The organism is Micromonospora sp. NPDC005299 (genome assembly GCF_042872345.1).
Classification (GTDB): domain Bacteria; phylum Actinomycetota; class Actinomycetes; order Mycobacteriales; family Micromonosporaceae; genus Micromonospora.
The window spans coordinates 1-24,682 of sequence record NZ_JBIAKG010000024.1; the positions used below are offsets into that span (position 1 = coordinate 1).

Here is a 24,682-nt window from a genome sequence, read left to right on the forward strand (position 1 = left end):
CGACGTCGCCGGCCACCGCCGGCTCGCCGCCGCGATCGCGGCCGGCCAGGGCACGGCAGCCGCCCGGCACGCCCGGGCCCTGCTGACCGCCCCGGGCCCCCCCCCCCCCCCCCCCCCCCCCCCCCCGGGCCCCCCCCCCCCCCCCCCCCCCCCCCCCCCGGCCGGCCCCCCCCCCGGGGGGGCGCGCCCCCGGCCGGTGCGGCGTCAGGCGGTGGGGAGGCCGTAGCGGGCCGCGTGCTCCGGGTCGGCCGGGTCGACCTGGCGGATCCCCGCGTCGGCGAGGCGCTTGTTCACCTCGTCGAGCTGCTCGCGGACCAGCCGGGCCTCCTCCTCGGTGACCCGGCCGCGGTGCGGCTTGCCAGCGTGCTCGATGGTGCCGTAGTCGATCTTCTCGGTGGAGCGCCGGGCCTTGGGCGGCTTGACCCGCTCGGCGGTGCGCAGCAGTTGCGCCATCGGCACGTCGGTGGCCATCGCGTCGAATTCGCTGGCGGTCAGCACCACCCGGCGCGGCTCGCCCCCGCCGTGCCGGTCGTGGATCTCCACGACGGCCACGTCCAGCGCCGCGTCGTCGATGCTCTCCACCTCGACCGGCGTGGCGTCGAGTTGCACGGGCCCGGCGACGAGGTCCGGGTGCTCCAGCACGACGACCTTGACCACCTCGTCGTCGGGGCGCAGCACCTGGCCGGTGAAGTCGGAGACCTGGATCGTCTTCTTGCCCATGCGCGGAGCTTCTCCTGTGGTAGCCGGATTCGGACCACAAGACGCTACCGGAATGCAGGCCAGTGCTCCGACCAGGGCGGGGTGACGGCCCGCTGGGAGGTCGAGGAATTCTTGGCGCACCCGGGCGTGACGACACACCCTTGAGGCTGTTGACGCGCGCGCGCCAGTTGCTCAACTTTCGGTCGTAGGGTGATGCCAGACTGTCCAATGTGCAGCTCCGGTACAAGTTCCGCGTCTACCCGACGCTCGTGCAGCAGGAAGCGCTGGCTCGGGCATTCGGGTGCGCTCGGGTCGTGTTCAACGACGGGCTGCGCGCACGGCAGCAGGCCCGTGCGGCGGGCGAGGCGTACCTGTCGGACGGCGAGCTGTCGAAGCGGGTCATCACCGAGGCCAAGCGCACTACCGAGCGGGAGTGGCTGGGCGAGGTGTCGGCGGTCGTGCTCCAGCAGGCCCTGGCGGACCTGAACACTGCCTACCGGAACTTCTTCGCCTCACTGTCCGGCAAGCGCAAGGGCCGCAAGGTTGCCCCGCCGCGATTCCGGTCGCGTAAGGACAACCGGCAGGCCATCCGGTTCACCAAGAACTCTCGGTTCGGGGTGCTGGACAACGGGCGGCTGCGGCTGCCGAAGATCGGGGACGTGGTAGTCCGGTGGTCACGGCCGTTGCCGGTCGAGCCCACGTCAGTAACGGTGATCAAAGACGCCGCCGGTCGATATTTCGTCTCGTTCGTCGTGACCGCCGTCGGCGAGCCGCTGCCGCCGGCCGACACGCAGGTGGGCATCGATCTGGGTTTGACCCACTTCGCGGTTCTGTCCGACGGCGCGAAGGTCGCGGCGCCGAGGTTCCTGCGCCGCGCTGCCCGTAAGCTGCGCCGGTTGCAGCAGGGCCTGTCCCGCAAGCAGCGGGGCAGCAACAACCGCACCAAGGCCGTCGTCAAGGTCGCCAAGACGCACGCCCGGGTGGCCGACACCCGGCGGGACTGGCAGCACAAGCTCTCCACACGGATCATCCGCGACAATCAAGCGGTGTACGTGGAGGACCTGTGCGTGGTCGGTCTCGGCCGGACCCGGCTCTCGTGAGGCGTCAGCGCGCGGTGAGGCCGCGCCGGGGGGAGGCGCCCGCCGGCAGCGCGTTGAGCTCCGCCCAGGAGAGCGACCCGCGGCGAGCCCCCCGGTAGTCGGCCTGCGCCGGGAACCGCCGGGCGGCCACGACGGCCTGCCAGCGGTGCTCGGCGTCCTGCTGGTACCGGTCATTCGGCTGATTCGGCATGACCATTACCGTCCCAGAGAAACTTGTACATGTATGGAAATGAATATGACGCGGGATCGATGCGTGAGGTTCCCGCAGCCGTCGATGATGTTCTGAACCGTCTACCCGCCCGCCGGGCACCTCAATCAGCCCGGGCGAATCCGGCGCGCCGGACGGGTGCGGTGGGCGTACCGTGATCACGTGCTCGACCGGCGGCTGTTCCTGCACCTGGCGACCTGGTTGGGGCAGTGGCCCGCGGGTCCCGGGCTGCACGTCGTCCGCTCGCACCGGCGGGCCCGGCCGGCCTGGGACGGGCGGCTGCGCCCGGCCGTCGCGGTCGCGTCCCCGGAGTGCGCGATCCTCTCGGTGCCGCCGGACCGGGCCGGCGTGGTGCGGGACCTCGTCCGGGAGCGGCCCGGGGGACGGCTGCTGCCGGCCCTCCCGGCGGCGGTCGGCGCGCCCGAGTTCATCACCCACGCCGGGCTGTTCCGGTGGAGCACCGCGCCGGCGCCGTTGCCGGACGCCGGTGAGTGGGTCGCGCCGAGCACGCCCGGGCTGCCGCCCTGGCTGCGGCTGTTCGACCGGGAGGTGCTGGTGGTCCGCGACGGCGACGGGGCGTACCTGGCCGGCGCGGGGATCAAGCGGCACGACGCCCACGGGCACGAACTGGCCGTGGGGACGGTGCCGGCGGCGCGGGGGCGGGGGCTGGCCCGGCGGCTGGTCGCCCAGGCGGCCCGGCGGGTGCTGGACGAGGGAGCCGTCCCCACCTACCTGCACAACCACGACAACCGCGTCTCCGCGCGGGTGGCCGAGGCGGCGGGCTTCCCGGATCGGGGCTGGACGTCGTACGGGGTGTTCCCCCGCTGACCGAGGCGGGCGCGGACCATGGATCCCGGGCCGGATCCACGGTCCGCAGCCTCTCCCCCCAGGTCCCGACCCTGGTAACGCTAAGTGTCCGCCGCGTGTCGAGCAAGGGGTGAAGGGCAGGTGACCCCTGTCCGGTTGCGGACTTGAACTGCGGTTCAGCCGTTGGTGGTGGCCGCAGGGGTCAGTGACGCAGCGTGTGGATCAGGCCGACCACCTGGCGGGTCACGGGGCGCAGCACCCGGAGCCGGGACAGCCCCACCAGCCGGTCGACCAGCGGGACCGCGCCGTCGATGAGCTGGCGGGTCTTCGCCTGGCCGGGGGAGCGGTCGTGCACCCAGTAGAGCACCACGCCCATGTAGCCGAGCCAGAGCAGCTCGGGCAGGGGCTCGCGCAGTTCGGCGTCCACCGTGGCGGTCGAGCCCTCCAGCACCTCGCGGAAGAGCCCGACCGAGGCGTCGCGCGGGCCGGAGGACTCGGCGGAGAACGGGCTGAGCGGCGAGGTGGGCTCGGCCGCCGTCTTGAAGAAGCTGGCGGCGAACGAGTGGTACGGCGTCAGCACGTCCACCCCGGCGTGCAGCACGGCAGCGAGCCGGGCGGCGAAGTCCCGCTCGCGGGCCAGCGCCGGCGCGGCCACCACCCGGTGTTCCCGCTGGGTGTCCGCGTAGAACTCCTGGACCAGGTGTTCCTTCGAGCCGAAGTAGTAGTAGGCGTTGCCCACCGCCACGCCGGCCTCCTGGGCGATGGCGCGCATGGTGGTGCGCGCGTACCCCCGCTCGCGGAACAGCCGCATGGCGGTGTCCAGGATCAGCTGGCGGGTCTGCTCACCCCGGGCCGTCGCCCCGGTGCTCGGGCCACCCGCAGCGGTCGTCGGCGCAGTCTGCTCGGTCATCGTCGTCACCGTATCCCGGGTCGGGCCGGGGTTCCCGGACCAGCTCACGGACCGCGGAGGCGGTCGTCACCATCCGCCGGGCCAGCGGCAGCAGGTGCGGGCGGGCCAGCCGTTCCGCCGTACCCCGGTGGTCGGCCAGGGCCCAGAGGCAGGCGAACCAGGCGCCGTCGCCCGCGTAGACCGCGCCGGTGTCGGCCACCACGGTCAGGTCCCGCAGCGTGGCGTCGTGGTCGAGGCCGGGGAAGCGCCGCCGGGCCTGCGCCGACCCGGCCGGCAGGAACTCCAGGGGTACGAGCTGGGCCCGCGACGCGAGCCACTGCCGGGCGGCCCGGCACAGCGGGCAGTGCGCGTCGTAGAGGACGGTGAACCCGCGGATCCCACCGGCCCCGTGCCCGGTGGGATCCGTCGGGCGCCCGCCCGGGAGGGGCGTCATCGGGGCGGGGCGGGCGGTGCCTGCCCCGGCGGGGGACCGGCCGGCACCGGTGCGGCCGGGTGGGCCGGTCGGGCGCCGCCCTGCGGCGGGAGGTAGCCGACCGGGGCGAGCGGCGGGTGGGCGGCCGCCTGCTGGCGCAGCCGCCCGCGCCGGTAGCGGCCGAGCGCGAAGACGTTGAAGAAGTGCAGCGCGCCGAGGACCAGCAGCACCCAGCCCACCTTCATGGAGAGCTGTTCCAGCGCCTGGCTGGTGGTGCCCACCGGGCCGGCCTCCTTCATGGCCACCGTGACGTAGCCGAGGTTGAGCAGGTAGAAGCCGACCACCAGCAGGCTGTTGACCGCGTCGGCCAGCCGCTTGTCGGCGAAGACGTCCTCCAGGAACACCAGCCCGTTGCGGGCGAGCGCCCGGGCCACCCACATGGTCAGCCCGATGCTGACCGCGAGGTAGGCCAGGTACATCCAGACCTTCACGTCCATCCCCGTCGCCTCTCTTGAACGCGTTCAAATCGAAGTCGACCTCAGCGTACGACAGGTGTTGAACATGTTCAAGTTCGTTGGCTGGCGCGCGGCCGGTATGGTCGCGACGGCGTGTGTCGGAGCGGACGGGCGGGTCATGGAGATCGGTACGCGGGACGCGGGGGCAGGCCGGCTGGTCGTCAGGCCGGTCGGCGACCTCGACATGGCCGGGGCCGCCGCGTTCGACCGGGCCCTCGACGGCGTGCTGGACCGGCCCGATCTGGTGGAGATCCTGGTCGACCTCGGCGCGGTCACGTTCCTCGACTCGACCGGCGTGGCCGCTCTGCTGCGCGGCGCCGCGGAGGCGGTCGGCCGGGGCGCGACCCTGCGGGTGACCGATCCGCAGCCGCTGGTGGCCCGGGTGCTGCGGATCACCGGGGTCGACGTCCTGCTCGGCTGGTCGGGCGGGAGGGACGACGACGGCAGCGCCGTCGAACCCGGCTGGCGCCGCTTGCGCTGAGCCGCCTCAGGGCTCCGTGCGGGCGGCCGCCGCGCCGGACCACTCCACGAGCACCATGCTGGCGTCGTCGCGGGAAGCGGTGCCCCGGTACGCGGCGACGGCGTGGCTCAACCGGCGCAACGTCTCCGCCGCGGGCAACTCCGAGCCGATGTGTCGCTCGGCGAGGTCGGCGAGGCGGGGCAGCCCGAACATCTCCCCGGCCGGGTCGCGGGCCTCGGTCACGCCGTCGGTGTAGAGCAGCAGCCGGTCGTCCGGCTCCAGCCGGGACTCGCCCGGCTCGCCGCCGGGCAGGTTCAAACCGAGCGGCGGGCGCCGGCCGCCGGTCAGGGCGCGCACGGCCCGCCCCCGGCGCAGCAGCACCGGGGCGGGGTGCCCGGCGTTGACGTACCGGATCCGTCCGGTGTCGACCTCGACCTCGGCCAGGACGGCGGTCACGAACCGCCCGTCCCGCCACTGGCTGAACAGGGCCGCGTCGACCGCGGCGACCTGCTCGGCCAGCCCGTCGCCGCTGCGCCGGGCGGCCCGCAGCGCGGCGAGCGCGACCGAGGTGGTCAGTGTCGCCGGCAGCCCGTGCCCGACCCCGTCCAGCACCGCGAGCGCGAGCCGGCCGTCGTCCAGCGCGTAGTCGAACGCGTCGCCGCCCACCTCGTAGCAGGGTTCCAGGATCGCGCTGACGGCGACCGTGTCGGTGGCGAAGGTGAGCGGGGGGAGCAGTTGCCAGAGCAGCTCGGCGGAGACGGCCATGGGTCCGCTCCGCCGGGCACGGACCAGGCCGTCGCCGTACGCGGACTTGCTGCTCACCAGGTGCCCGATCAGGCCGGCGACCATCCGGCAGCCGTCGCGGAGAGCGGGATCGTCCGGGTCCGCCCCGGCCGGCAACCTGACCTCCAGCAGGCCCAACCGCACGGTGCCGTCGACCACCGGCACCCAGAGCCGGCCGTCCCGCCCGGTCCGCACCCGCACCTCGGTGTAGGCGCGGCCGGGCAGGCTGGTGTCGATCGGCAGCGGATCCGGCAGCGGCCGACCCGGCTCGGGAAGCGGGCGCAGCAGCTCCTGCTCGACGTCCACCAGGTACGTGGTCACGGCCACGCCGAGGTCGCGCACCGCCGCGCTCACCGCCGCGGGCACCGCGTCGGGCGGCACCCGGTGGGACCGGGCGATCAGGTCGACCGCCGCCCGGTGCCAGGGGTCGGTTGCGCTCATCCGACCCGTGTACCCCGGAACGGGCCCGGGCAGACCTCAGCCGGCCAGGCCGAGCACCTGCGCCGCCGCGCGGCCGTTGGCGTGGCTGGCGCCGTACGTGGTGACGAAGGCCCGCGCGCCGGTCGGTCGCCAGTCGCCCGGCCAGCCCATCTCCACCACGGTCACCGGGTGCGTGGCGGCCAGCGCGTCGACCAGTTCCCGCGCCCCGGGCAGCCGGTGCAGGTGGCGGCCGACCAGCACGACGGGCCGGTCCCCGGCGAGAGCGCGCAGCTCGTCCGGGTCGGTCTCGCCGGCGACCGCGCGGACCACCTCCGCCCCGGCCAGGTGCGGGCCCAGCCCCCACGGCACCCGCCCCTCGGCGATGGTGGAGGTGGCGTGCACCTGCACCACCAGCGGCGCGGCCAGGCCGGTGATGTCGCCCTCGACGCGCACCGCGCGCAGGGCGGCGGCGTAGCCGAGGCCGTCCGGTGTCTCGGCCGCGGAGCCACCCGCGCCGGTCCAGGCGGCCAGCTCGGCGGCCCGGCCGGCGGCCTCCTCGACCCGGGCCCGGTCCAGCCGGCCGTCGGTCAGCGCGGCGACGATCTCCTCGACGACGTGCTCCACCAGGTCGGCGTCGACCTTGGCGCCGATGCAGAGCAGGTCCGCCCCGGCGGCCAGGGCGCGGACCGCGGCCGGCCCCACCCCGCCGGCGGCCAGCGCGGCGCCCTTCATCTCCAGCGCGTCGGTGATCACCGCGCCGGTGAAGCCGTACTCGGCGCGCAGCAGGTCGACCAGGACCGCCCGGCTGAAGGTGGCCGGACCGTCGCCGGTCAGCGCGGGCACCCGGATGTGCGCGGTCATGACGGCGCGTACCCCGGCGTCGACCACCGCGGCGAACGGCGGCAGGTCGCGCTCGCGCAGCACGGCCGGCGGCACGTCGACGGTGGGCAGCTCGTAGTGGGAGTCGGCGACCGTCGCGCCGTGCCCGGGGAAGTGCTTGGCGCAGGCGGCCACCCCGGCGGACTGGAGGCCGACGACCGCGGCGGCGGAGTGGACGGCCACCCGGACCGGGTCGGCGCCGAACGAGCGGGTGCCGATCACCGGGTTCTCGTCGGCGGTGTTCACGTCGACGGTCGGGGCGAGGTCCACGTTGATCCCGAGGGCGGCCAGCTCCGCGCCGATCGCCGCGTACACCTGGCGGGTCAGGGTCGGGTCGTCGACCGCGCCGAGGGCGGCGTTGCCCGGGTACGGGCTGCCGGTGGCGTGCGCCAGCCGGGTGACGTCCCCGCCCTCCTCGTCGATCGCGATGAGCACGTCCGGGCGGCCGGCGCGCAGCGCCGCGGTGGTCGCCGCCACCTGGGCCGGGTCGTGGATGTTGGTGCCGAACAGGGTGTGCCCGGCGAGGCCCTCGGCGAGCAGGTCGACCGCCCAGTCGGGCGGGACCGGGCCGGGGTACGCCGCCAGCAGCGTGCCCAGCGCGAGCCGACGGAGTCCTGGATCCAACCCCACGAGTATCCCCTTTCCCTGCCGGGTCGTCCGACGGCCCCGGATCGGGGTGGCCGATACGCTAAACGGACACCCCTCGGCAGGCGTTTTGTGGTTAGCAAACTTTACTGAAAATAAAGGACGTGGCATGAGTGCGACCCGGCTGCCCGGCACCCCCCGACTGTTGCGGGCGCTCAACGACCGCGCGGCGCTGGAGCTGCTGCTCGAGCAGGGGCCGTTGACCCGGGCGCGGATCGGCGAGCTGACCGGGCTCTCCAAGGTCACCGCGTCCCAGCTGGTCGAACGGCTGGAGGAACGCGGCCTGGTCGCCCGGGTCGGCGAGCAGGCCGGCGGGCGGGGCCCGAACGCCCAGCTCTACGCGGTCCGGCCGGGCAGCGCGTACGTCGTCGGCGTGGACGTCGGCGCCGAGCGGGTGGTGGCCGCCTGCGCCGACATCACCGGTGCGGTGGTCGGCCGGGTCGAGCAGTCCACGAAGGACACCGACGACCCGGTCGGCGTGGTGCACAACGCGGTGGTCCAGGCGGCCAGCAGCGCCGGCGCCGAGCTGTCCAGCGTACGGCGGATCGTGCTCGGCACCCCCGGCCTGGTCGACCCGGGCACCGGCGACATCACCTTCGCGTTCAACCTGCCCCGCTGGCACAGCGGCCTGCTCGCCGCGCTCCGCGATGACCTGCACACCCCGGTGGTGTTCGAGAACGACGTGAACCTGGCCGCCGTGGCCGAGGCGCAGTCCGGCGCGGCACAGGGCACGGCGGACTTCGTGCTCGTCTGGCTGGACGCCGGTGTCGGTCTGGCGATCGTGCTGGGCGGGCGGCTGCACCACGGCAGCAGCGGAGCGGCCGGCGAGATCGGCTACCTGCCGGTGCCCGGCGTCCCCATCCCGCGTGACGTGTCGAAGCGGGCCAAGCCGGCGTTCCAGCAGCTCGCGGGGGCCGACGCGGTCCGCGCGGTGGCCGCGGAGCACGGCTTCCGCGCGGCCGGCGCGGCCGACGCGGTGCGCGCCGCGATCGCCGCCGGCACGGCGGGCGGCCCGCTGCTGGACGAGTTGGCGCGCCGGCTGGCGCTCGGGGTGGCGAGCACCTGCGTGGTGCTCGATCCGCCGCTGGTGGTGCTGGCCGGCGAGGTGGGGCAGGCCGGCGGGGCGGCGCTGGCCGAGCGGGTGCAGTACGAGGTCGCGGCGATCACCCTGGTCCGGCCGCGAGTGGTGAGCACCGGGCTGACCGAGGAGCCGATCCTGCGCGGCGCGTTGCGCACCGCCCTGGACGCGGTGCGCGACGAGGTGTTCGGCTCGACGGTCGGCTGACCGCCGGCCTCTCGTCGCCAGTGCCGCCATGTGAAGGAATTCTTCACGAGGCGGCGAATCTCTGCAAGGAGTTGCCGATGCGGCCCCGTGTCCGGGGGCCGCACCGGCGCCCCTCAGATCAGGTCGCGGCGGCGGAACACCGTGAAGGCCCCCACGACCAGGGCGGCCGTCAGGCCGAGCAGGACCACCAGGCCCGGCGCCCAGCCCAGCGCGTAGTAACCGTCGCAGAAGCCCGCGATGTCACCGGTGCAGGCGTCGCCGTCCCAGAACCGGGCCTCGCCGCTGAGCCAGGCCGCCAGGTAGCTGGAGAGCATGTACCGGTCCGGGCGGGCCACCGACAGGATCTGGAACACCAGCCGGGCGCCCAGCTCCCACACCACCAGGTAGGCGGCCACCGTGCCGAGCGCCGCCGAGGTGTGCCGGCCCAGCGTGGCCAGGGCGAAGCCGAGCGCCGCGGCGAGCAGCACCAGCACCAGGCCGCGTACCCAGACCGCGCCGAGCGACGACCAGAACTCGCCGCCCGTCCGGCCGGGCAGCCCGGACGCCTGGCCGATCAGCCAGAACACCCCCAGGTACGCCACCGACGCCAGCGCGGAGAGCCCGAGCAGCCCGCCGAGCAGCGTGCCCAGCTTGGCGCCGAGCACCGCGAGCCGGCGCGGCCGCCAGAGCAGCAGGTTGACCACGCCGCCCGAGTTCAGGTCGGCGCCGATGTAAGAGGCGCCGACCAGGAACCCGAACATCGCCAGGAACGCGATCAGGAAGTAGAGCAGCGGCTCGGCCTCGTTGGCGAAGACGAACACCCCGCTGAGGTAGTCGGAGCTGCTCGGCAGCTTGTCCATCAGGGCCGGGTCGATCTGCGCGCAGTCCCGCGGCAGGTAGTCGTTCTCGTCCGGCGTCACGGTGCCCGCCTTGATCCGCAGGCAGCGGTCGTGCGCCAGCTCCATGTTGCGCACCTCCTCGGCGGCCTGCGCCTGGGCCCGGCTCAGCTCCACCGGCGAGGGCCGGTGCGATCCGGCCAGCGTGGTCGCCACGGTCACCGCGAAGGCGACCGCCAGCAGCAGCACCATGAGCTGGACGAAGCGGCGGGCGGCCAGCCGCTCCAGCTCGGCACGGACCAGGTTCACGCGTCCACCTCCCGGCTCTCCCGGACGTCCAGGTCGATCACTCCGTCGTTCGGCGGGGCCCCGTCCACCTGGCGGGGCAGCGCCGGATGCGGGTGGTCGCCGGTCAGCTCCAAAAAGACGCTCTCCAGGTCCGGCCGGAGCGGGATCAGCTCGCGTACCCAGAGGCCCTGCTCGCCCAGCGTGCGGCTGATCGCCTCGGGATCGACGACCCCGGTCACCACCAGGTGGTCGGGGCGCGCGGTCACCGCCAGGCCGGCGCGGCCGAGCAGCTCCACGGCCCGCTCGGGCTCGGCCACCCGGACCTGCCACTGGTGCTCGTCGAAGCCGGCCAGCACGTCCTCCACCGGCCCGTACGCGACCCGCCGGCCCCGGCTGATGATCGTCACGTGGTCGCAGATGAGCTGGATCTCGGCCAGGATGTGGCTGGAGAGCAGCACCGTCACCCCGGCCGCGGCGAGCGACCGGGTGAGATCGCGCATCTCCCGGATGCCGGCCGGGTCCAGGCCGTTCGCCGGCTCGTCCAGGATCAGCAGCTCCGGGTCCTTGAGCAGCGCCGACGCCACCGCCAGCCGCTGCTTCATGCCCAGCGAGTAGCCCTTGACCCGCTCGTCGCCCCGGTCGCGCAGGCCGACCTGCTCCAGCACCTCGTCGACCCGGGTGGTGGGCACGCCGCCGGCCAGGGCCAGCAGCCGCAGCGTCCGGTGGGCGGTGAAGTTGCCGAAGAACTGCGGGCTCTCCACGATCGCGCCGACCCGCCCGGCCACCTCGGCCAGCCGCTCCGGGGACTCGGCCCCGAGCACGCTCATCCGGCCCGCGTCGGCCCGCACCAGCCCCAGCAGGGCGCGCAGCGTGGTGGTCTTCCCCGAGCCGTTCGGCCCGAGGAAGCCGTGCACCTGCCCAGCCTCCACCAGCAGGTCGAACCCGTCGACGGCGATCCGGCGCCCCTGACGCAGGGTGTGGAACGTCTTGCGGAGACCGGCGATCTCGATGACCGCGCTCATCCGCACGCCTGAAGGCAGCGGTCGGGCATGAAGCGTCCTCCCGGAATGGTGACCAACGACACGGCGCCCCACCCTATGGCCGCGACGCCGCCCGTGGGGGGCACCGGGCCGGCTGCGTGGTTGGATGGACCGGTGACTGGTGACCTGATCCCCGGCGCCGCCGGCGCCCCCGCCCCCGCACCCGTGGACGCGGATCTGGTGGTCAGCCTCGACGGGGTCGGCGTCAGGCGCTCCGGCAGCGCGCTGGTGCAGGACGTCGACTGGCGGGTCGAGCTGGACGAACGCTGGGTGGTGCTCGGCCCGAACGGCGCCGGCAAGACCACCCTGCTCAACCTGGCCGCCGGCCGGCTGCACCCGACCACCGGCACGGCGCACGTGCTCGGCGAGCGGATCGGCCGCACCGACGTCAACGAGCTGCGGACCCGGATCGGCCTCTCCACCGCCACGCTCGCCGAGCGGATCCCCACCGACGAGCGGGTCACCGACGTGGTGGTGACCGCGGCCTGGTCGGTGGTGGGGCGCTGGCGGGAGAGCTACGACCGCACCGACGAGGCCCGCGCCCGCGCGCTGCTCGGCCAGCTCGGCGTCGCCCACCTCGCCGAGCGGACGTACGGCACGCTCTCCGAGGGCGAGCGCAAGCGGGTGCAGATCGCCCGGGCCCTCATGACCGACCCGGAGCTGCTGCTGCTCGACGAGCCGGCCGCCGGGCTCGACCTGGGTGGCCGGGAGGACCTGGTCGCCCGGCTCGCCGAGCTGGCGTACGACCCGGACGCCCCGGCCATGGTGCTGGTCACCCACCACGTCGAGGAGATCCCGCCGGGCTTCACCCACGCGCTGCTGCTGCGCGAGGGCGGCGTCGTGGCGCAGGGCCTGCTCGCCGAGACCCTCACGGCCGACAACCTGTCGAAGACGTTCGGTCTGCCGCTGGTCGTCGCGCGGGCCGGCGAGCGCTGGACCGCCCGCGCCGCCTGAGCCTGACGGGAGACGACACTGTGCAGCAGACCCGGGTCGCCGTGGTGGGCAGCGCGAACATGGACCTGGTCGGCACCGCCGCCGCCCTGCCCCGGCCGTGGGAGACGGTGCTCGGCAGCGACTTCGTCATGCTGCCCGGCGGCAAGGGGGCCAACCAGGCCGTCGCCGCCGTGCGCGCCGGCGCCTCCTGCGTCTTCCTCGGCGCGATCGGCTCGGACGCCTTCGGGGTCACCCTCAAGGCCCGGATCACCGCTGCCGGCGTCGACACCGGCCACCTCCGAGTGGTGTACGGCCCCTCCGGCGTCGCCCTGGTCATGGTCGGCGGCGCCGGGGAGAACGCCATCCTGGTCACCCCCGGCGCCAACGACGCGTTCACCGGCCTCACCGAGGACGAGCTGGCCGCCGTACGCGAGGCGGACGTGCTGGTCGCGCAGCTGGAGGTGCCGGTCGAGACGGTGACCGCGGCGGCGCTGGCGGCCCGGTCGGCGGGCACCCGGGTGGTGCTCAACGCGGCGCCGGCCCGGCCGGTGCCGGCCGAGCTGCTCGCCGCGACCGACCTGCTGGTGGTCAACGAGACCGAGGCGCAGGCGCTCACCGGCCGGGGCTGCGACGAGCCGGCGGCGCTGCTGGAACTGGTGCCCCGGGCGGTACTCACCCTGGGCGGCGACGGCGCCTGGTACGTCGAGCGCGACCGGCCGGCGGTGCACGTCCCGGCCGTGAAGGTCGACGTGGTCGACTCCACCGCCGCCGGCGACGCCTTCACGGCCGCCCTGGCGGTGGCCTGGGGCGAGGGGCGCGAGCTGGTCGAGGCGGTGCACTGGGCGGCGGCGGCCGGGGCGGCCTGCGTCCGCAAGCTGGGCGCCTCGGTGGCGCTGCCCCGCCGGGTGGAGATCGACGAGCTGTTCAGCCGGCCGGTCTGACCTCAGGCGGCAGCCGCCCGGAACGCCCGCCGGTAGGCCGACGGCGAGGTCCGCATGGCCCGGCCGAAGTGGTGCCGGTAGGTCACCGGGCTGTCGAAGCCCACCGCCGCCGCGATCTCGGCCACCGGGGCGTCGGTGGTCTCCAGCAGGGCCAGGCTGGCTCGCACCCGCTGGTCGATCAGCCAGCGGATCGGGCTGCTCCCGGTGGCCCGGGCGAAGTGGCGCAGGTAGCTGCGGGTCGACAGGTGCGCCTGCCGGGCCAGCGCCGCCACGGTCAGCGGCTCGGCCAGGTGGCGGACCGCCCAGGCCAGGCTCGCGGCGATCCGGTCGTCGTCCGGGTCGACGCTCACCGGCGCCTCGATGAACTGGGCCTGCCCGCCGTCGCGGTGCGGCGGGATCACCAGCCGGCGGGCCACCGCGTTCGCCACCGCCGCGCCGAAGTCGCGCCGGACCACGTGCACGCAGAGGTCCAGCCCGGCGGCGCTGCCCGCGCTGGTGAGGATGTCGCCGTCGTCCAGATAGAGCACGTCGGGGTCGACCGTGACGGTCGGGTGGCGGCGGGCCAGCAGGTCGGCGTACCGCCAGTGGGTGGTGGCCCGCCGGCCGTCGAGCAGGCCGGCGCCGGCCAGCGCGAAGGCGCCGGAGCAGATCGACATGAGCCGGGCGCCCCGGCGGTGCGCCCGGCGCAGCGCGGCCACCAGTTCCGGCGACGGGTCGACGGTCACGTCCGGGACCCCGGGCAGGATCACCGTGCCGGCCCCGGCGAGGGTCTCCAGGCCGTACGGGGTGTGCAGGGCGGCCCCGCCGACGACCGGCACCGGCCCGGGACGCTCCGCGCAGACGGTGAGCCGGTACCAGTCGACCTCCAGCTCGGGCCGGGGCAGCCCGAACACCTCGGTCACGATGCCGGTCTCGAAGACCGACATCCCCGGGTACGCGAGCACCGCCACGGTCCGGTCGATCGAGGTCATGGCGGGATGTTAGCGAAGGGTGGCGATCACGCCACTCCCGGAGGCGGCACGACGGGCCGCAGGATCGGCGTATGACCTTTTCCGTGCCGCCGGCCGACCCGGCGACCGCCGCCGCCCACTTCCGCGCCCGCCTCAGCTTCGAGACCGACGTCAGCGACGTGCACGCCGCGCTGGAGGCGGGCACGCCCGGGCTGGTCGTGGTCGACTCCCGCGGCGACGCCGCCTGGCGGCAGGGCCACCTGCCGGGCGCCCTGCACCTGCCCACCGCCGAGATCGCCGCCCGGGCCGCCGACCTCGTCCCGGCCGGGTCGACGGTGGTGACGTACTGCTGGGGACCGGGCTGCAACGGCGCCACCCGGGCCGCGCTGGAGTTCGCCCGGCTCGGCCGGCCGGTGAAGGAGATGGTCGGCGGCTTCGAGTACTGGGCGCGGGAAGGGCTGCCGGTGGTCACCCCGAGCGGCACGGTGCGCCGGCGGGTGGACGAGCTGACCGCGCCCCGGTCCGCCGCCGTCTGCGACTGCTGACCGGCTCAGTCGACCGGCTCGTCGGCCAGGCGTTCGCCCCGGCGGCGCAGCATGCCGAGCCCGGGGATGCCGGCCACCGCCAGCTTGAGGTCGCGGGTGACCCCCAGCAGGTCGTGCAGGTCCGGGCCGACCCGGTCCAGGGTGGCCAGGATCGGCAGCACGTCCGAGGTCAGGTGCTCCTTGAGCTTCGGCAGCTCGTCGACCAGCCGGATCGCCGCGGTCACCTCCTCCGGGCTCAGCTGTTCGACGAACCGGGTCGCCAGCGGCGCGGCCCGGCGCAGCGCCGGCCCGTACGCGTCCAGCAGCTCGGCCGCCGTGCCGGCCGCCTCCTCGGCGGCGACCACCGTGCCGGCGGCCCGGGCGGCCACCGCGTCGGCCTCGGCGACCAGGGTGGCCGCCGCCCGGGCCACCCGGTCGGCCTCGCCCACCACCGAGGCGGCGGCCGTGGCCACGCCCGTGGCGGTGTCGATCGCCTCGGTGGCGGCGGCACTGATCACGGCGACCTCCCGGACCGCCGCCTCGGCGTCGTCGAGCACGCGGTCGGTGCGGTCCAGGGTGCCCTCGATCCGGTCGACCACCCCGTTGATCCGCCGCAGCAGCGTCTCCACCTCGTCGAGCACCGCGAAGGCGCGGGCCGGCACGGCGGCGAACGCGGCGGCCGAGCCGAGCGCCTGGTCCAGGGCGGAACGGGTGAGCCCGACGACGGCGCCGGGACGGGGGAGGGGAATCGCCATGCCACCCAGTGTGCGTGCCGCCGGCCAGGCCCGCCGGGTGGCGGCGGGGCGGCCACCGTCACACCCGCGCGCCGGTCGGTCAGCGGCGGTCGCCCTGCTGCTCGACGGCGCGCTGCACGGCCCGGTAGATCTGCCCGAACCGGAGCGCGTCCGGCGTGCGCAGCAGCAGGATCTCCCGCCCGTGGTGCTGCACCCACAGCTCGTGCACCCGGTTGCCCCGCTCGTAGGAGCGGTCCAGCCAGCTGAGCGGCACCTCCAGGAACGGGGTCAGGGCCAGCCCGACCACCACGAACGCGGCCAGGATGACCAGCGCCAGCTTCCAGTCGCCCCGGTCCTGCGCGGCCCAGGCGAGCGAGAGCACGCAGACCAGCGCCACGAGCGGCGGCAGCGAGAGCAGCAGGACCAGCACCCCGCGCCCCAGGACCCGGCCCCGGACCGCCAGGGTGGTCGCGCCGCGGGCGTGCCAGACGTACGTGATGTCGGCGAGCGCGACGACGTGCCCGCCGGCGTGGATGGCCTCGGAGGTGACCTGTACCGCGTCGTCCCGGTAATAGAGGGTCATCACTCAGCCTAACCACCCGCGGTCCAGTGGGGACGGTGCCGACCGCGCGACGCGAACCGGCCGCCGAGGGCGGCGCGGGTGTGGGCCGCCGGGGTACCGTCCCGGGCATGGTGGACCGGGACGGGGCCGGGGCGGCCGGCACCGAGCAGGAGCGCAACGTCGAGGTGGTCCGGCGCTATCTGCGGACCTTCGTCACCAAGGACCTGGCCGAACTGGCCGAGGTGGTCGCCGAGGACGTGGAGATCTACGGCTCCGGCATGGCGGTGCGCGGGCGGCGCTACCCGGAGGCGGCCGTCTCCTCGCCCGGGTTGACCGTGCTCGACCAGGAGATTCTGGAGATCTTCGCGGCCGGGGACCGGGTGGTGGTCTCGATGGCGCAGACCTACCGGCGGGACGCCACCGGGGCCACCACGGTGCAGAGCGCGTGCAAGATGTACCGGCTGGCCGGCGGCCGGATCGTCCAGTTCTGGGGCGAGCAGGACACCTACGGCCTGCTGCGCGGCCTCGGGCTGCTGCCCGACGTGCCGATCGCCTTCTGACCGGCGCGCTGAGCCCGCTGACCGGCGGGCGCGCTCTCCATGGCCCGCTGCACCGCACGGTAGATCTGGCCGAAGCGCAGCGCGTCGCCGGTGTGCAGCAGCCGCACCGGCCGGCCCCGCCAGCGCGCCCACATCTCCAGCTCGCGACTGCCCCGGGCGTAGGAGCGGTCGAGGTGCTCGAAGAGCACGTCGGCGAGCGGACCGATGCCGAGGCCGACCAGCACGGACGCCCCGACGATGGCGATCGTGACCACGGCGGAGCGGTGCAGCCAGACCGCCAGCCCGATGCCGAGCACGGCGGCCACCAGCGGGCCGGCGAGGGCTGCCCCGATCGCGCCCCGGCCGGCGAGGACCCGCCAGGAGCGGTCGCCCCGCCGGTGCCACACCATGCTCAGCTCGGCGAGGGGATAGCTGCGCCCGTCCACCCGGACGACGGTGGAGGTGACCTGGACCGACTTGTCGTCGAAGTAGGTGATCATGGCCTCACTCCCGGTGCAGGGGCTGCGACAACTCCAGCTCGGCGCGTCTGACGCCGCGCTGCGACCTGGAGCCGTCGACACCACACTGTCTACCCCAACGACCCTGGTCGTAAGGTTGGCACGCGACTTCGACGAGGAAGTGAGGGCAGCGTGGGCGAGTTCGTCAGGCTGGAAGTGAAGGACGGCATCGGCACCATCCGGCTGGAGCGGCCGCCGATGAACGCGCTCAACACCCAGGTGCAGGAGGAGTTGCGCGCCGCCGCCACGGCGGCCACCGCCGACGCCGACGTCCGCGCGGTCATCGTGTACGGCGGCGAGAAGGTCTTCGCGGCCGGCGCGGACATCAAGGAGATGGCCGACATGTCCTACGTGGACATGGCCGACCGCGCCGCCGACCTGTCCAGCGCCCTGGGCGCGATCGCCCGGATCCCCAAGCCGGTGGTCGCCGCGATCACCGGGTACGCCCTGGGTGGCGGCTGCGAGCTGGCCCTGGCCTGTGACTGGCGGATCGTGGCCGAGGACGCCAAGCTCGGCCAGCCGGAGATCAAGCTCGGCATCATCCCGGGTGCCGGCGGCACCCAGCGGCTGGCCCGCCTGGTCGGCCCGGCCCGCGCCAAGGATCTGATCATGACGGGCCGGATGGTCGACGCCGAGGAGGCGCTGCGGATCGGCCTGGCCGACAAGGTGGTCCCGGCCGCCGAGGTCTACGAGGCCGCGGTCGCCTACGTGAAGCCGTACCTGACCGGCCCGGTGCAGGCGCTGCGGGCGGCCAAGCTGGCCGTCGACGGCGGCCTGGACATGGACCTCAACTCCGGCCTGGCCTGGGAGAGCCAGCTCTTCGCGGCGCTGTTCGCCACCGACGACCGGCGCGAGGGCATGGCCGCGTTCGTCGCGAAGCGCAAGCCGGGCTTCACCGGCCGCTGAACCGCCGGCTCTGGTCGGCGGCCCACCCGCCGCCGACCCGAGAATGGTTCACATCTCGCTTACCGGCCAGTAGCGTGTGACTCCGGTCATGACGAAGGGAAGTGGCGATGACGGAACGGGTCGAGGGGCACGGCGGCGAGCTGGCCATCGCGGCGCTGCGCGCGCACGGCGTACGGGAGATGTTCACCCTCTCCGGCGGGCACGTCTTCCCGCTCTACGACGCCGCCCACCGGACCGGCTTCCCGATCTACGACGTCCGGCACGAGCAGTCCGCCGTCTTCGCCGCCGAGGCGGTGGCGAAGCTCCAACGCCGCCCCGGCCTGGCCGTGCTCACCGCCGGCCCCGGCGTCACCAACGGCGTCTCCGGCCTGACCAGCGCCTTCTTCAACGCCTCGCCGGTGCTGGTGCTCGGCGGGCGGGCCCCGCAGTTCCGCTGGGGCTCCGGCAGCCTCCAGGAGATGGACCACCTGCCGCTCGTCGCCCCGGTCACCAAGCACGCCGAGACCGTCTTCAGCGCCGACGACATCCCGCGCGCGGTCACCGCGGCCCTCACCGCCGCGCTCACCCCGCACCGCGGCCCGGCCTTCCTCGACTTCCCCCTGGAGGCGGTCTTCTCCGTCGGCGACGCCGACCTGCCCGCCGTCACCCCGCCCGCCCCGATCGAGGCCGACCCGGACGAGGTCGCGAAGGCCGCCGCCCTGATCGCCGCCGCGTCCCGGCCGGTGATCATCGCCGGCTCCGACGTGTACGCGGGCGACGCCGTCGAGGCGCTGCGGGCCGCCGCCGAGTCCCTCCAGGCGCCCGTCTTCGCCAACGGCATGGGCCGCGGCGCGCTGCCGCCGGAGCACCCGCTCGCCTTCGCCAAGGCCCGCCGCGTCGCCCTGAGGAACGCCGACGTGGTCGTGGTGGTCGGCACCCCGCTCGACTTCCGGCTCGGCTTCGGCGACTTCGGCGAGGCGCGGGTGGTGCACGTGGTGGACGCGCCCAGCCAGCGCGCCGGGCACATCCAGCCGGCCGCCGCCCCCGCCGGTGACCTGCGGCTGATCCTCACCGGGTTCGCCGAGCACCCCGGCGACCGGGCCGACCACGCCGACTGGATCGCCCAGCTGCGCACCGCCGAGGACGCCGCGAAGGCGCGCGACGCCGAGGAGATGGCCGCCGAGACCGACCCGATCCGCCCGGCCCGCGTCTACGGCGAGCTGCGCAAGGTGCTCGCCCCCGACGCGATCACCATCGGCGACGGCGGCGACTTCGTCTCGTACGCCGGGAAGTACCTGGAACCCGCCCAGCCCGGCACCTGGCTCGACCCCGGCCCGTACGGCTGCCTGGGCACCGGGATGGGTTATGCCATGGGCGCCCGGGTCAGCCACCCCGACCGGCAGATCTGCGTGCTGATGGGCGACGGCGCGGCCGGCTTCTCGCTAATGGACGTGGAGTCCCTGGCCCGCCAGCAACTCCCGGTCGTGATGGTGGTCGGCAACAACGGCATCTGGGGCCTGGAGAAGCACCCGATGCGGGCCATGTACGGCTACGACGTGGCCGCCGACCTCCAGCCCGGGCTGCGCTACGACACGGTGGTCGAGGCGCTCGGCGGCGCGGGCGAGACGGTGGAGAAGGCCGCCGACCTCGCCCCCGCCCTGGCCCGCGCATTCGACGCCGGCGTGCCGTACCTGGTCAACGTGCTGACCGACCCGGCCGACGCGTACCCCCGCTCGTCGAACCTGGCCTGACCTCGACGCCGCGACCGCCGTCGCCCGGGTGACCGCCGCCCGTGGCGGCGCTCAGACCTCCGGCCGGTCCCGGTCGTCCTGCCCGCGGCGCAGCTCCTCCTCACGCCGGCGCAGGTCCTCCTCCCAGCGGCGGAGGCGTTCCTGGTCGTCGGCCCGCTTGCGCTCGGCGAGCGAGGAGAGGAACTCGGGGTCGTCGTCCGGCGCGACCGGCCGGGGGCGGTGCTGCTCGGAGAAGCCGTTCCCCATCGGCCAGGCGGTCCGCGTCCGCCGCGCGCCGGTCTCCCGACCGGCGACGAACCAGGCGATGGAGCCGACCAGCGGGAAGAACAGGATGATCAGCACCCAGGCGACCCGGGGCAGCGCGCGGATCTCGCCCTCCTCGGCGGAGAGGCAGCTGATCAGCGCACAGACGGCGAGCACGAGCTGGGCCAGGAAGAGCAGCCCGTAGAGGCGAACCATGCCGGACATCATGGCGCACCGGGGACGCTCAGCGCAGCCCGCGCAGCACGTGCAACACGCCCAGGAGCGCCAGCCCGGCCGCGGCCAGCGCGGTCAGCGGGATCGACCAGCGCTCCGGCCTCCGCGGCCCGGCGCCGGTGGCCCGGCGCCAGTCGACCAGCAGGACGCCCAGCCAGGTGACCACCGCCAGCCCGGCCAGCAGCGCATCGAACGTCCGCCCGGTGAACGCCAGCCGGAGTTCCAGCACCAGGATCGCGGTGACCGCGAGCAGCGTCCGCCGCCAGGCCAGCCGGGTGCGTTCCGGTTGCAGCCCCGGGTCCCGGCTCACCCGAGGCCCCGGACCAGCACGGCGACCACCAGCAGCAGCGCGCCGAGCGCGACCACCAGGGCCAGGACGGCCGGGAAGCGGGACGCGGGCAGCTCCTCGCCCAGCCGGATGGCCCGCTCGGTGCGGGCCCAGTGGTCCACCGCCCGGACCGCGACCGTGGCGCCGAGCAGCAGCAGCGCGACGGCGATCACCTCGCGCAGGTGGGCCAGGGGGAGCCTGGGGAGGAACTGCGCGGCGGCCAGCCCGCCGGCGATCAGCGCCAGCCCGGTGCGCAGCCAGGCCAGGAAGGTCCGCTCGTTGGCCAGCGAGAAGCGGTAGTCCGGCCGGCTGCCGACCGACCGCAGCTCGCGCGGGTCGAACCAGTGCCTGATCGTCTCCCACACGTCGTCGATTATCCGTGCGGTTTCCACGAACTTTCACCGGTTGTCCGGTAGCGGTTGTGGATCCTCGCCGTGTGGGCGAGCGACTCCCCATTGTTGGTCGGTGGGGCGGGCCTCCGCAGGCCAACTGATCCTCTCGCCGCGCCGGGGCGCCGGGGATCACGCCGGGACTGGCCGGCACCGGGCAGGTGCCGGCCGACTCGACGGTGCGTGACCACTTCCGGCAGCACGATGGCTGTCGGGGTGGTGGGTCCGCCGCCCGGGGTTCGGGTGGCGATGATGGCGGCCGCGACGAGGTCTCGGTGCCCGGTGAAGTGGCAGCGCGCGCAGGACAGGCCCCGCCCGCGCGGTTTCGGGATGCGTCGCTGGCAGGTGGGGCAGGTGGATGAGGTGCCGCGCTCATTTACCTGGTGGACGGTAATACCGGCAAGGGTGGCCTTGTCGGTGAGGACTTGCAGGAGCCGGCCGACCTGCCACTGGCGTAGCCGCAGATTGTGCCGCCGTCCTGCGTTGATGTCGAGGACCCCGCGCGGGTCACCGACGTGCAGCACCCCGACACGCTCGCGTACGGCCCAGGCGACGACCGTGGCGGCGGCTTCGTGCTGGGCCTGACGGACCCGACGCCGGTGCCGACCTTCCACCAGCCGGGCGCGGCGGCGGTACTTGCGCCACCGGCGTGACCCCTTCTGCCCCGGCTTCGGCGCCCGCCGGGACACAGCACGGCGGCGGGCTTTGGTGTCGGCGAGGTGCATGCGGTGTTCGGCGCGGATCGCCCGCCCGGACACCAACAGGCCTTCACCGTCCGGGCCGGCGACCGCGTACGGGTGGATGATCCCCACATCCACCCCGGCCGTCCGGCCAGGGTCGGGCCCCTCACCGGGCGGATAAACCGCCACTGGAACTTCAGCGGTCACGTCCAGGAACAGCCGGCCGCCCTCATTCAGCAGGGTGACCGATCTGACGTGCTCGGGCGGATACGGCACCTCCCGCGCCAGGCGCAAATACAACGGCGGTTTGCCCTTGGTCGCCGGGATCCGCACCCGGCGCCCATCGATGTTGAACGTGCCGTGATACCAGCGCACCGGCGTCAGGGCACGTCGGCGGCGCGGGAAGCGCGCCGACAGGTCACCGTTGCGCCGGCGTTTCGCCGCCGCGAACCAGGCATCCGAGAACCGGCGCAAGACCGACCGGGCACCTGCGGTATCCAAGTCGCCGAACGTGCCCGGCCCCGACGCCGCCAGTTCCCGGCATAACTCCTGATAGCCCGCCAGCGGTGCACCGTGGCGGCGACGTCGCCAGGCGTTGATTTCGAGCACACACGCCCACAGGTCACTAGCCGAGCGCAGCAGCCCGAAGCACCGCCGTCGCTGCCCCGGCGTCAGCCGCAACGCCACACGTGCAGTGCGGTGAACAACCCGGGGCGCGGCAGGATCCCGACGACGAGGCACGAACTGAACCCAACACCACCCGTACGACAATTCCTTACGCGAAGGTCGGCCGGCGGAAATTGGTGGACACGCCAATAGCCTGAAGGGATGACCGATCTTGACGCGCGGAGCCTGCGCGACGCCTACGACACCCAGATCCGCCCGGAGCTTCCGGACCCGGTGCCGGCCGGGGTGACCATCGACCGGGACGGCCCGCTGTTCCGCGTGCTCAACCTGGACCGGGGCGGTTTCCTCACCTACCGCAGCCTGGACGGGCTGGCCGGCGCCGAGCTGGACGCGTTGATCGCCCGGCAGGTCGAGTTCTTCCGCGCCCGGGGCGAGTCGGTCGAGTGGAAGCTCACCGGGCACGACGAGCCGGCCGACCTGGGTGACCGGCTGCGCGCCGCCGGTTTCGTGCCGGAGGACCTGGAGACTGTCGTGGTCGGCCCGGTCGCGGCCCTGGCCGCCGCCGTCCCGACGCCGCCCGAGGGGGTACGCCTGCGCGAGGTCACCAGCCGCGAGGACCTGGAACGGATCGCCGTCATGGAACAGGCGGTCTGGCAGGAGGACCGGAGCCACCTGGTGACCGGGCTGGCCCGGGAGATCGAGGCCGACCCGCAGTCCATCACGATCGTGGTGGCCGAGGCGGGCGACACCGTGGTCAGCGCCGGTTGGGTGCGCTACCTGCGCGGCACCGGCTTCGCCACGCTCTGGGGCGGCTCGACGCTGCCGGAGTGGCGGGGCAAGGGCATCTACCGGGCGCTGGTGGCGTACCGGGCGCGGCTGGCCGAGCAGCGCGGCAAGACCCTGGTGCAGGTGGACTGCTCGCCGGACAGCCGGCCGATCCTGGAGCGGCTCGGTCTCGTTGCGGTCACCACGACCACCCCGTACGTCTACACTCCGTGATCATGGAGCGGTTGACGGCGGACGAGCAGCTCACCCTCAAGACCGGAGCCTTCGGGGCCGTTTTCCTGGTCTCCAACGCGGTGCCCGGGATGCTCGCCATGGTGCGGGAGAGCATGGCCGCGTCCGGGGCCCTCGGGGACGCCAGTGGGGTGGTCAAGGAGGCGCTCACCACCGGCCCGCTGCCGCAGCTGCCGCGGGACTCGGCGCTGGAGATCGAGGCGGCTGTGCTGCCGGCGCTGGGCCGGGCGGTGGAGATCCTCCGGACCAAGTCACCGGGGGACGTCGAGGCGTACCGGTCGGTGGTGCTGGCCGCAGCCGACCGGGTGGCGCAGGCCCACCGGGGTGTGGCGCCCGCCGAGGCGGCGGTTATCGACAAGATCAGGCATGCGCTGGCCGAGCCCGCCTGACCGGCTCGGCCGACCAGAGCGCCCGCACGCTGGCCCGGACGCAGCGGTCGCGGACCCGGCCGCAGGCGCAGCGGTAGGTCTCCGGGAGCATCCGGCGGCAGGCGCGGCGGACGGTCCGGGGGCCGTCCGCCGCGTCCCGCGCTCCCGTCGAAACGTCCTTTTCCGACATATCCGTCACCTCCCTGTTTCGGGAGCTTACCTGCCGCGACGGACCCCGGTGACCTGTGTCACTCTGAGGCCCCGGGGAGTGGATGCTACTTGCGGGTAACATAAGCCCGTGGGCAACTGCACAGCTCCGCGCGGTTGACCGAACGTTAAGTCACGCGCAAGGCTGCGCCCGTGACCGGGCGAGTGATCGCTACACCAAACAGGAGGGTCGTCGAAGCGCGATGAACATCGTCGTACTCGTCAAGCAGGTGCCCGATTCGGGCGCGGACCGCAACCTGCGTCCTGACGACAACACCGTCGACCGCGGTTCGGCGAACAACGTCATCAACGAGATGGACGAGTACGCCATCGAGGAGGCGTTGAAGATCAAGGAGGCGCACGGCGGCGAGGTCACCGTCCTGACCATGGGTCCGGACCGGGCGACCGAGTCGATCCGCAAGGCGCTCTCCATGGGGCCGGACAAGGCCGTGCACGTGGTGGACGACGCCCTGCACGGGTCCTGCGCCGTGACCACCTCGAGGGTGCTCGCCGCCGCCCTGGGGCAGCTCAACGCCGACCTGGTCATCTGCGGCGCGGAGTCGACCGACGGCCGGGTCCAGGTCATGCCGCACATGATCGCCGAGCGGCTGGGTGTGGCCGCCCTGACCGGCGCGCGCAAGCTCACCGTCGACGGCGCCACGCTGACCGTCGAGCGGCAGACCGAGGAGGGCTACGAGGTGGTCACCGCCTCGACCCCGGCCGTCGTCTCCGTCTGGGACACCATCAACGAGCCGCGCTACCCCTCCTTCAAGGGCATCATGGCCGCCAAGAAGAAGCCGGTGCAGACGCTCTCCCTGGGTGACCTCGGCGTGGCTCCCGCCGAGGTGGGCTTCGACGGCGCCACCAGCGCGGTGCTCGAGCACACCAAGCGCCCGCCGCGCTCCGGCGGCGAGAAGATCACCGACGAGGGCGAGGGCGGCGTGAAGCTGGTCGAGTTCCTCGCCACCGAGAAGTTCGTGTGAGAG

The 24,682-nt window shown here is 74.3% G+C and carries 30 protein-coding genes; 13 read left to right on the forward strand and 17 right to left on the reverse strand.

Annotated features, from left to right (window positions below; translation table 11 throughout):
- Positions 1-204: 204 nt before the first annotated feature.
- Positions 205-720 carry a hypothetical protein gene (locus tag ACFYPD_RS33170; protein ID WP_387122442.1) on the reverse strand — a complete coding sequence of 172 codons (516 nt, stop codon included), beginning with the start codon at positions 718-720 and terminating at the stop codon, positions 205-207.
- 209 nt (positions 721-929) lie between these two features.
- Between ACFYPD_RS33170 and ACFYPD_RS33175 the strand changes: the two genes are divergently transcribed.
- Positions 930-1,799: an RNA-guided endonuclease InsQ/TnpB family protein gene (locus tag ACFYPD_RS33175; RefSeq protein ID WP_387122445.1), complete on the forward strand. Its 870-nt coding sequence runs from the start codon at positions 930-932 to the stop codon at positions 1,797-1,799.
- 4 nt (positions 1,800-1,803) lie between these two features.
- Here the strand turns inward: ACFYPD_RS33175 and ACFYPD_RS33180 are convergent, their stop codons facing one another.
- Entirely contained in the window at positions 1,804-1,989 is a 186-nt protein-coding gene (locus ACFYPD_RS33180) for a DNA repair protein (RefSeq protein ID WP_387122448.1), read from the reverse strand.
- Between the two features lie 180 nt (positions 1,990-2,169).
- Here ACFYPD_RS33180 and ACFYPD_RS33185 point away from each other — a divergent pair, with 180 nt between their 5' ends.
- On the forward strand, positions 2,170-2,835 hold the full coding sequence (locus ACFYPD_RS33185; protein WP_387122449.1) for a GNAT family N-acetyltransferase: 666 nt from the start codon (positions 2,170-2,172) through the stop codon (positions 2,833-2,835).
- Between the two features lie 181 nt (positions 2,836-3,016).
- Here the strand turns inward: ACFYPD_RS33185 and ACFYPD_RS33190 are convergent, their stop codons facing one another.
- The 3 genes from ACFYPD_RS33190 to ACFYPD_RS33200 are packed head-to-tail and all read right to left on the reverse strand — an operon-like array spanning position 3,017 to position 4,633.
- Positions 3,017-3,724 carry a TetR/AcrR family transcriptional regulator gene (locus tag ACFYPD_RS33190; RefSeq protein WP_387122452.1) on the reverse strand — a complete coding sequence of 236 codons (708 nt, stop codon included), beginning with the start codon at positions 3,722-3,724 and terminating at the stop codon, positions 3,017-3,019.
- Positions 3,657-4,157, reverse strand: coding sequence for a thiol-disulfide oxidoreductase DCC family protein (locus ACFYPD_RS33195; RefSeq protein WP_387122455.1), 501 nt, complete (start codon positions 4,155-4,157; stop codon positions 3,657-3,659). Before ACFYPD_RS33195 ends, ACFYPD_RS33190 begins: the two co-directional genes overlap by 68 nt.
- Entirely contained in the window at positions 4,154-4,633 is a 480-nt protein-coding gene (locus ACFYPD_RS33200; RefSeq protein WP_387122458.1) for a hypothetical protein, read from the reverse strand. Before ACFYPD_RS33200 ends, ACFYPD_RS33195 begins: the two co-directional genes overlap by 4 nt.
- A gap of 64 nt (positions 4,634-4,697) precedes the next feature.
- Here ACFYPD_RS33200 and ACFYPD_RS33205 point away from each other — a divergent pair, with 64 nt between their 5' ends.
- A complete protein-coding gene (locus ACFYPD_RS33205) occupies positions 4,698-5,132 on the forward strand; it encodes an STAS domain-containing protein (protein WP_387122460.1) in 435 nt (144 codons plus the stop codon).
- Between the two features lie 6 nt (positions 5,133-5,138).
- On the opposite strand, the gene ACFYPD_RS33210 is transcribed toward ACFYPD_RS33205, so the two are convergent.
- Entirely contained in the window at positions 5,139-6,335 is a 1,197-nt protein-coding gene (locus ACFYPD_RS33210; protein WP_387122464.1) for a PP2C family protein-serine/threonine phosphatase, read from the reverse strand.
- A gap of 36 nt (positions 6,336-6,371) precedes the next feature.
- On the reverse strand, positions 6,372-7,823 hold the full coding sequence (locus tag ACFYPD_RS33215) for a glycoside hydrolase family 3 N-terminal domain-containing protein (RefSeq protein ID WP_387122468.1): 1,452 nt from the start codon (positions 7,821-7,823) through the stop codon (positions 6,372-6,374).
- Positions 7,824-7,947: 124 nt separating this feature from the next.
- Between ACFYPD_RS33215 and ACFYPD_RS33220 the strand changes: the two genes are divergently transcribed.
- Positions 7,948-9,123 (forward strand): ROK family protein, encoded by a 1,176-nt coding sequence (locus ACFYPD_RS33220; protein WP_387122471.1) that lies wholly within the window; start codon positions 7,948-7,950, stop codon positions 9,121-9,123.
- A gap of 113 nt (positions 9,124-9,236) precedes the next feature.
- On the opposite strand, the gene ACFYPD_RS33225 is transcribed toward ACFYPD_RS33220, so the two are convergent.
- Positions 9,237-10,247, reverse strand: coding sequence for an ABC transporter permease subunit (locus tag ACFYPD_RS33225; RefSeq protein WP_387122474.1), 1,011 nt, complete (start codon positions 10,245-10,247; stop codon positions 9,237-9,239).
- Positions 10,244-11,248, reverse strand: coding sequence for an ATP-binding cassette domain-containing protein (locus ACFYPD_RS33230; RefSeq protein WP_387122477.1), 1,005 nt, complete (start codon positions 11,246-11,248; stop codon positions 10,244-10,246). The genes ACFYPD_RS33225 and ACFYPD_RS33230 overlap by 4 nt, the downstream gene beginning before the upstream one ends.
- A gap of 75 nt (positions 11,249-11,323) precedes the next feature.
- Between ACFYPD_RS33230 and ACFYPD_RS33235 the strand changes: the two genes are divergently transcribed.
- Together ACFYPD_RS33235 and ACFYPD_RS33240 are read left to right on the forward strand one after the other, a co-directional pair.
- Entirely contained in the window at positions 11,324-12,220 is an 897-nt protein-coding gene (locus ACFYPD_RS33235) for an ABC transporter ATP-binding protein (RefSeq protein WP_387122544.1), read from the forward strand.
- Between the two features lie 20 nt (positions 12,221-12,240).
- Entirely contained in the window at positions 12,241-13,140 is a 900-nt protein-coding gene (locus tag ACFYPD_RS33240) for a ribokinase (protein ID WP_387122481.1), read from the forward strand.
- Positions 13,141-13,142: 2 nt separating this feature from the next.
- On the opposite strand, the gene ACFYPD_RS33245 is transcribed toward ACFYPD_RS33240, so the two are convergent.
- A complete protein-coding gene (locus tag ACFYPD_RS33245) occupies positions 13,143-14,111 on the reverse strand; it encodes a helix-turn-helix domain-containing protein (RefSeq protein ID WP_387122484.1) in 969 nt (322 codons plus the stop codon).
- Between the two features lie 71 nt (positions 14,112-14,182).
- On the opposite strand from ACFYPD_RS33245, the gene ACFYPD_RS33250 reads away from it, so the two are divergent.
- Positions 14,183-14,635, forward strand: coding sequence for a rhodanese-like domain-containing protein (locus tag ACFYPD_RS33250; RefSeq protein WP_387122487.1), 453 nt, complete (start codon positions 14,183-14,185; stop codon positions 14,633-14,635).
- Positions 14,636-14,640: 5 nt separating this feature from the next.
- Here the strand turns inward: ACFYPD_RS33250 and ACFYPD_RS33255 are convergent, their stop codons facing one another.
- Both ACFYPD_RS33255 and ACFYPD_RS33260 read right to left on the reverse strand, forming a co-directional pair.
- Positions 14,641-15,369: a hypothetical protein gene (locus tag ACFYPD_RS33255; protein ID WP_387122490.1), complete on the reverse strand. Its 729-nt coding sequence runs from the start codon at positions 15,367-15,369 to the stop codon at positions 14,641-14,643.
- Between the two features lie 79 nt (positions 15,370-15,448).
- The gene (locus tag ACFYPD_RS33260) at positions 15,449-15,931 is read right to left on the reverse strand and encodes a DUF6232 family protein (RefSeq protein ID WP_387122493.1); all 483 of its coding nucleotides are present in this window, start codon (positions 15,929-15,931) and stop codon (positions 15,449-15,451) included.
- Between the two features lie 107 nt (positions 15,932-16,038).
- On the opposite strand from ACFYPD_RS33260, the gene ACFYPD_RS33265 reads away from it, so the two are divergent.
- Positions 16,039-16,470: a nuclear transport factor 2 family protein gene (locus ACFYPD_RS33265; protein WP_387122496.1), complete on the forward strand. Its 432-nt coding sequence runs from the start codon at positions 16,039-16,041 to the stop codon at positions 16,468-16,470.
- On the opposite strand, the gene ACFYPD_RS33270 is transcribed toward ACFYPD_RS33265, so the two are convergent.
- Positions 16,416-16,949 carry a DUF6232 family protein gene (locus tag ACFYPD_RS33270; protein WP_387122499.1) on the reverse strand — a complete coding sequence of 178 codons (534 nt, stop codon included), beginning with the start codon at positions 16,947-16,949 and terminating at the stop codon, positions 16,416-16,418. The genes ACFYPD_RS33265 and ACFYPD_RS33270 overlap by 55 nt on opposite strands.
- A 150-nt stretch (positions 16,950-17,099) precedes the next feature.
- On the opposite strand from ACFYPD_RS33270, the gene ACFYPD_RS33275 reads away from it, so the two are divergent.
- Together ACFYPD_RS33275 and ACFYPD_RS33280 are read left to right on the forward strand one after the other, a co-directional pair.
- Positions 17,100-17,873: an enoyl-CoA hydratase-related protein gene (locus ACFYPD_RS33275; RefSeq protein WP_387122502.1), complete on the forward strand. Its 774-nt coding sequence runs from the start codon at positions 17,100-17,102 to the stop codon at positions 17,871-17,873.
- A 107-nt stretch (positions 17,874-17,980) separates the two neighbouring features.
- Positions 17,981-19,603 carry an acetolactate synthase gene (locus ACFYPD_RS33280; RefSeq protein WP_387122505.1) on the forward strand — a complete coding sequence of 541 codons (1,623 nt, stop codon included), beginning with the start codon at positions 17,981-17,983 and terminating at the stop codon, positions 19,601-19,603.
- Positions 19,604-19,654: 51 nt separating this feature from the next.
- Here ACFYPD_RS33280 and ACFYPD_RS33285 read toward each other — a convergent pair whose 3' ends face one another.
- Genes ACFYPD_RS33285 through ACFYPD_RS33300 form a run of 4 tightly spaced genes read right to left on the reverse strand, consistent with a single transcriptional unit; the run spans position 19,655 to position 22,164 of the window.
- A complete protein-coding gene (locus ACFYPD_RS33285) occupies positions 19,655-20,062 on the reverse strand; it encodes a PLD nuclease N-terminal domain-containing protein (RefSeq protein WP_262281533.1) in 408 nt (135 codons plus the stop codon).
- 28 nt (positions 20,063-20,090) lie between these two features.
- On the reverse strand, positions 20,091-20,390 hold the full coding sequence (locus ACFYPD_RS33290; RefSeq protein ID WP_387122508.1) for a DUF202 domain-containing protein: 300 nt from the start codon (positions 20,388-20,390) through the stop codon (positions 20,091-20,093).
- A complete protein-coding gene (locus ACFYPD_RS33295) occupies positions 20,387-20,773 on the reverse strand; it encodes a YidH family protein (RefSeq protein WP_387122511.1) in 387 nt (128 codons plus the stop codon). The genes ACFYPD_RS33290 and ACFYPD_RS33295 overlap by 4 nt, the downstream gene beginning before the upstream one ends.
- Before the next feature lie 8 nt (positions 20,774-20,781).
- A complete protein-coding gene (locus ACFYPD_RS33300) occupies positions 20,782-22,164 on the reverse strand; it encodes an RNA-guided endonuclease InsQ/TnpB family protein (RefSeq protein WP_387122513.1) in 1,383 nt (460 codons plus the stop codon).
- Positions 22,165-22,305: 141 nt separating this feature from the next.
- On the opposite strand from ACFYPD_RS33300, the gene ACFYPD_RS33305 reads away from it, so the two are divergent.
- The 3 genes from ACFYPD_RS33305 to ACFYPD_RS33315 all read left to right on the forward strand — a co-directional run bounded on the left by ACFYPD_RS33305 (position 22,306) and on the right by ACFYPD_RS33315 (position 24,679).
- A complete protein-coding gene (locus ACFYPD_RS33305; protein WP_387122516.1) occupies positions 22,306-23,103 on the forward strand; it encodes a GNAT family N-acetyltransferase in 798 nt (265 codons plus the stop codon).
- A gap of 2 nt (positions 23,104-23,105) precedes the next feature.
- Positions 23,106-23,510, forward strand: coding sequence for a hypothetical protein (locus ACFYPD_RS33310; protein ID WP_387122519.1), 405 nt, complete (start codon positions 23,106-23,108; stop codon positions 23,508-23,510).
- Positions 23,511-23,899: 389 nt separating this feature from the next.
- Complete coding sequence (locus tag ACFYPD_RS33315) at positions 23,900-24,679, forward strand: electron transfer flavoprotein subunit beta/FixA family protein (protein WP_387122520.1); 780 nt, start codon at positions 23,900-23,902, stop codon at positions 24,677-24,679.
- The last annotated feature ends 3 nt before the right edge of the window (positions 24,680-24,682 follow it).

What these genes read in the sequence shown, in the direction of transcription:
- ACFYPD_RS33170 (WP_387122442.1), bottom strand. Translation starts at nt 720, where the DNA reads ATGGGCAAGAAGACGATCCAGGTCTCCGACTTCACCGGCCAGGTGCTG.
- ACFYPD_RS33180 (WP_387122448.1), bottom strand. Translation starts at nt 1,989, where the DNA reads ATGCCGAATCAGCCGAATGACCGGTACCAGCAGGACGCCGAGCACCGC.
- ACFYPD_RS33190 (WP_387122452.1), bottom strand. Translation starts at nt 3,724, where the DNA reads ATGACCGAGCAGACTGCGCCGACGACCGCTGCGGGTGGCCCGAGCACC.
- ACFYPD_RS33195 (WP_387122455.1), bottom strand. Translation starts at nt 4,157, where the DNA reads ATGACGCCCCTCCCGGGCGGGCGCCCGACGGATCCCACCGGGCACGGG.
- ACFYPD_RS33200 (WP_387122458.1), bottom strand. Translation starts at nt 4,633, where the DNA reads ATGGACGTGAAGGTCTGGATGTACCTGGCCTACCTCGCGGTCAGCATC.
- ACFYPD_RS33205 (WP_387122460.1), top strand. Translation starts at nt 4,698, where the DNA reads ATGTTCAAGTTCGTTGGCTGGCGCGCGGCCGGTATGGTCGCGACGGCG.
- ACFYPD_RS33210 (WP_387122464.1), bottom strand. Translation starts at nt 6,335, where the DNA reads ATGAGCGCAACCGACCCCTGGCACCGGGCGGCGGTCGACCTGATCGCC.
- ACFYPD_RS33220 (WP_387122471.1), top strand. Translation starts at nt 7,948, where the DNA reads ATGAGTGCGACCCGGCTGCCCGGCACCCCCCGACTGTTGCGGGCGCTC.
- ACFYPD_RS33230 (WP_387122477.1), bottom strand. Translation starts at nt 11,248, where the DNA reads ATGAGCGCGGTCATCGAGATCGCCGGTCTCCGCAAGACGTTCCACACC.
- ACFYPD_RS33235 (WP_387122544.1), top strand. Translation starts at nt 11,324, where the DNA reads ATGGCCGCGACGCCGCCCGTGGGGGGCACCGGGCCGGCTGCGTGGTTG.
- ACFYPD_RS33245 (WP_387122484.1), bottom strand. Translation starts at nt 14,111, where the DNA reads ATGACCTCGATCGACCGGACCGTGGCGGTGCTCGCGTACCCGGGGATG.
- ACFYPD_RS33250 (WP_387122487.1), top strand. Translation starts at nt 14,183, where the DNA reads ATGACCTTTTCCGTGCCGCCGGCCGACCCGGCGACCGCCGCCGCCCAC.
- ACFYPD_RS33255 (WP_387122490.1), bottom strand. Translation starts at nt 15,369, where the DNA reads ATGGCGATTCCCCTCCCCCGTCCCGGCGCCGTCGTCGGGCTCACCCGT.
- ACFYPD_RS33260 (WP_387122493.1), bottom strand. Translation starts at nt 15,931, where the DNA reads ATGACCCTCTATTACCGGGACGACGCGGTACAGGTCACCTCCGAGGCC.
- ACFYPD_RS33265 (WP_387122496.1), top strand. Translation starts at nt 16,039, where the DNA reads ATGGTGGACCGGGACGGGGCCGGGGCGGCCGGCACCGAGCAGGAGCGC.
- ACFYPD_RS33270 (WP_387122499.1), bottom strand. Translation starts at nt 16,949, where the DNA reads ATGATCACCTACTTCGACGACAAGTCGGTCCAGGTCACCTCCACCGTC.
- ACFYPD_RS33280 (WP_387122505.1), top strand. Translation starts at nt 17,981, where the DNA reads ATGACGGAACGGGTCGAGGGGCACGGCGGCGAGCTGGCCATCGCGGCG.
- ACFYPD_RS33285 (WP_262281533.1), bottom strand. Translation starts at nt 20,062, where the DNA reads ATGGTTCGCCTCTACGGGCTGCTCTTCCTGGCCCAGCTCGTGCTCGCC.
- ACFYPD_RS33305 (WP_387122516.1), top strand. Translation starts at nt 22,306, where the DNA reads ATGACCGATCTTGACGCGCGGAGCCTGCGCGACGCCTACGACACCCAG.
- ACFYPD_RS33310 (WP_387122519.1), top strand. Translation starts at nt 23,106, where the DNA reads ATGGAGCGGTTGACGGCGGACGAGCAGCTCACCCTCAAGACCGGAGCC.
- ACFYPD_RS33315 (WP_387122520.1), top strand. Translation starts at nt 23,900, where the DNA reads ATGAACATCGTCGTACTCGTCAAGCAGGTGCCCGATTCGGGCGCGGAC.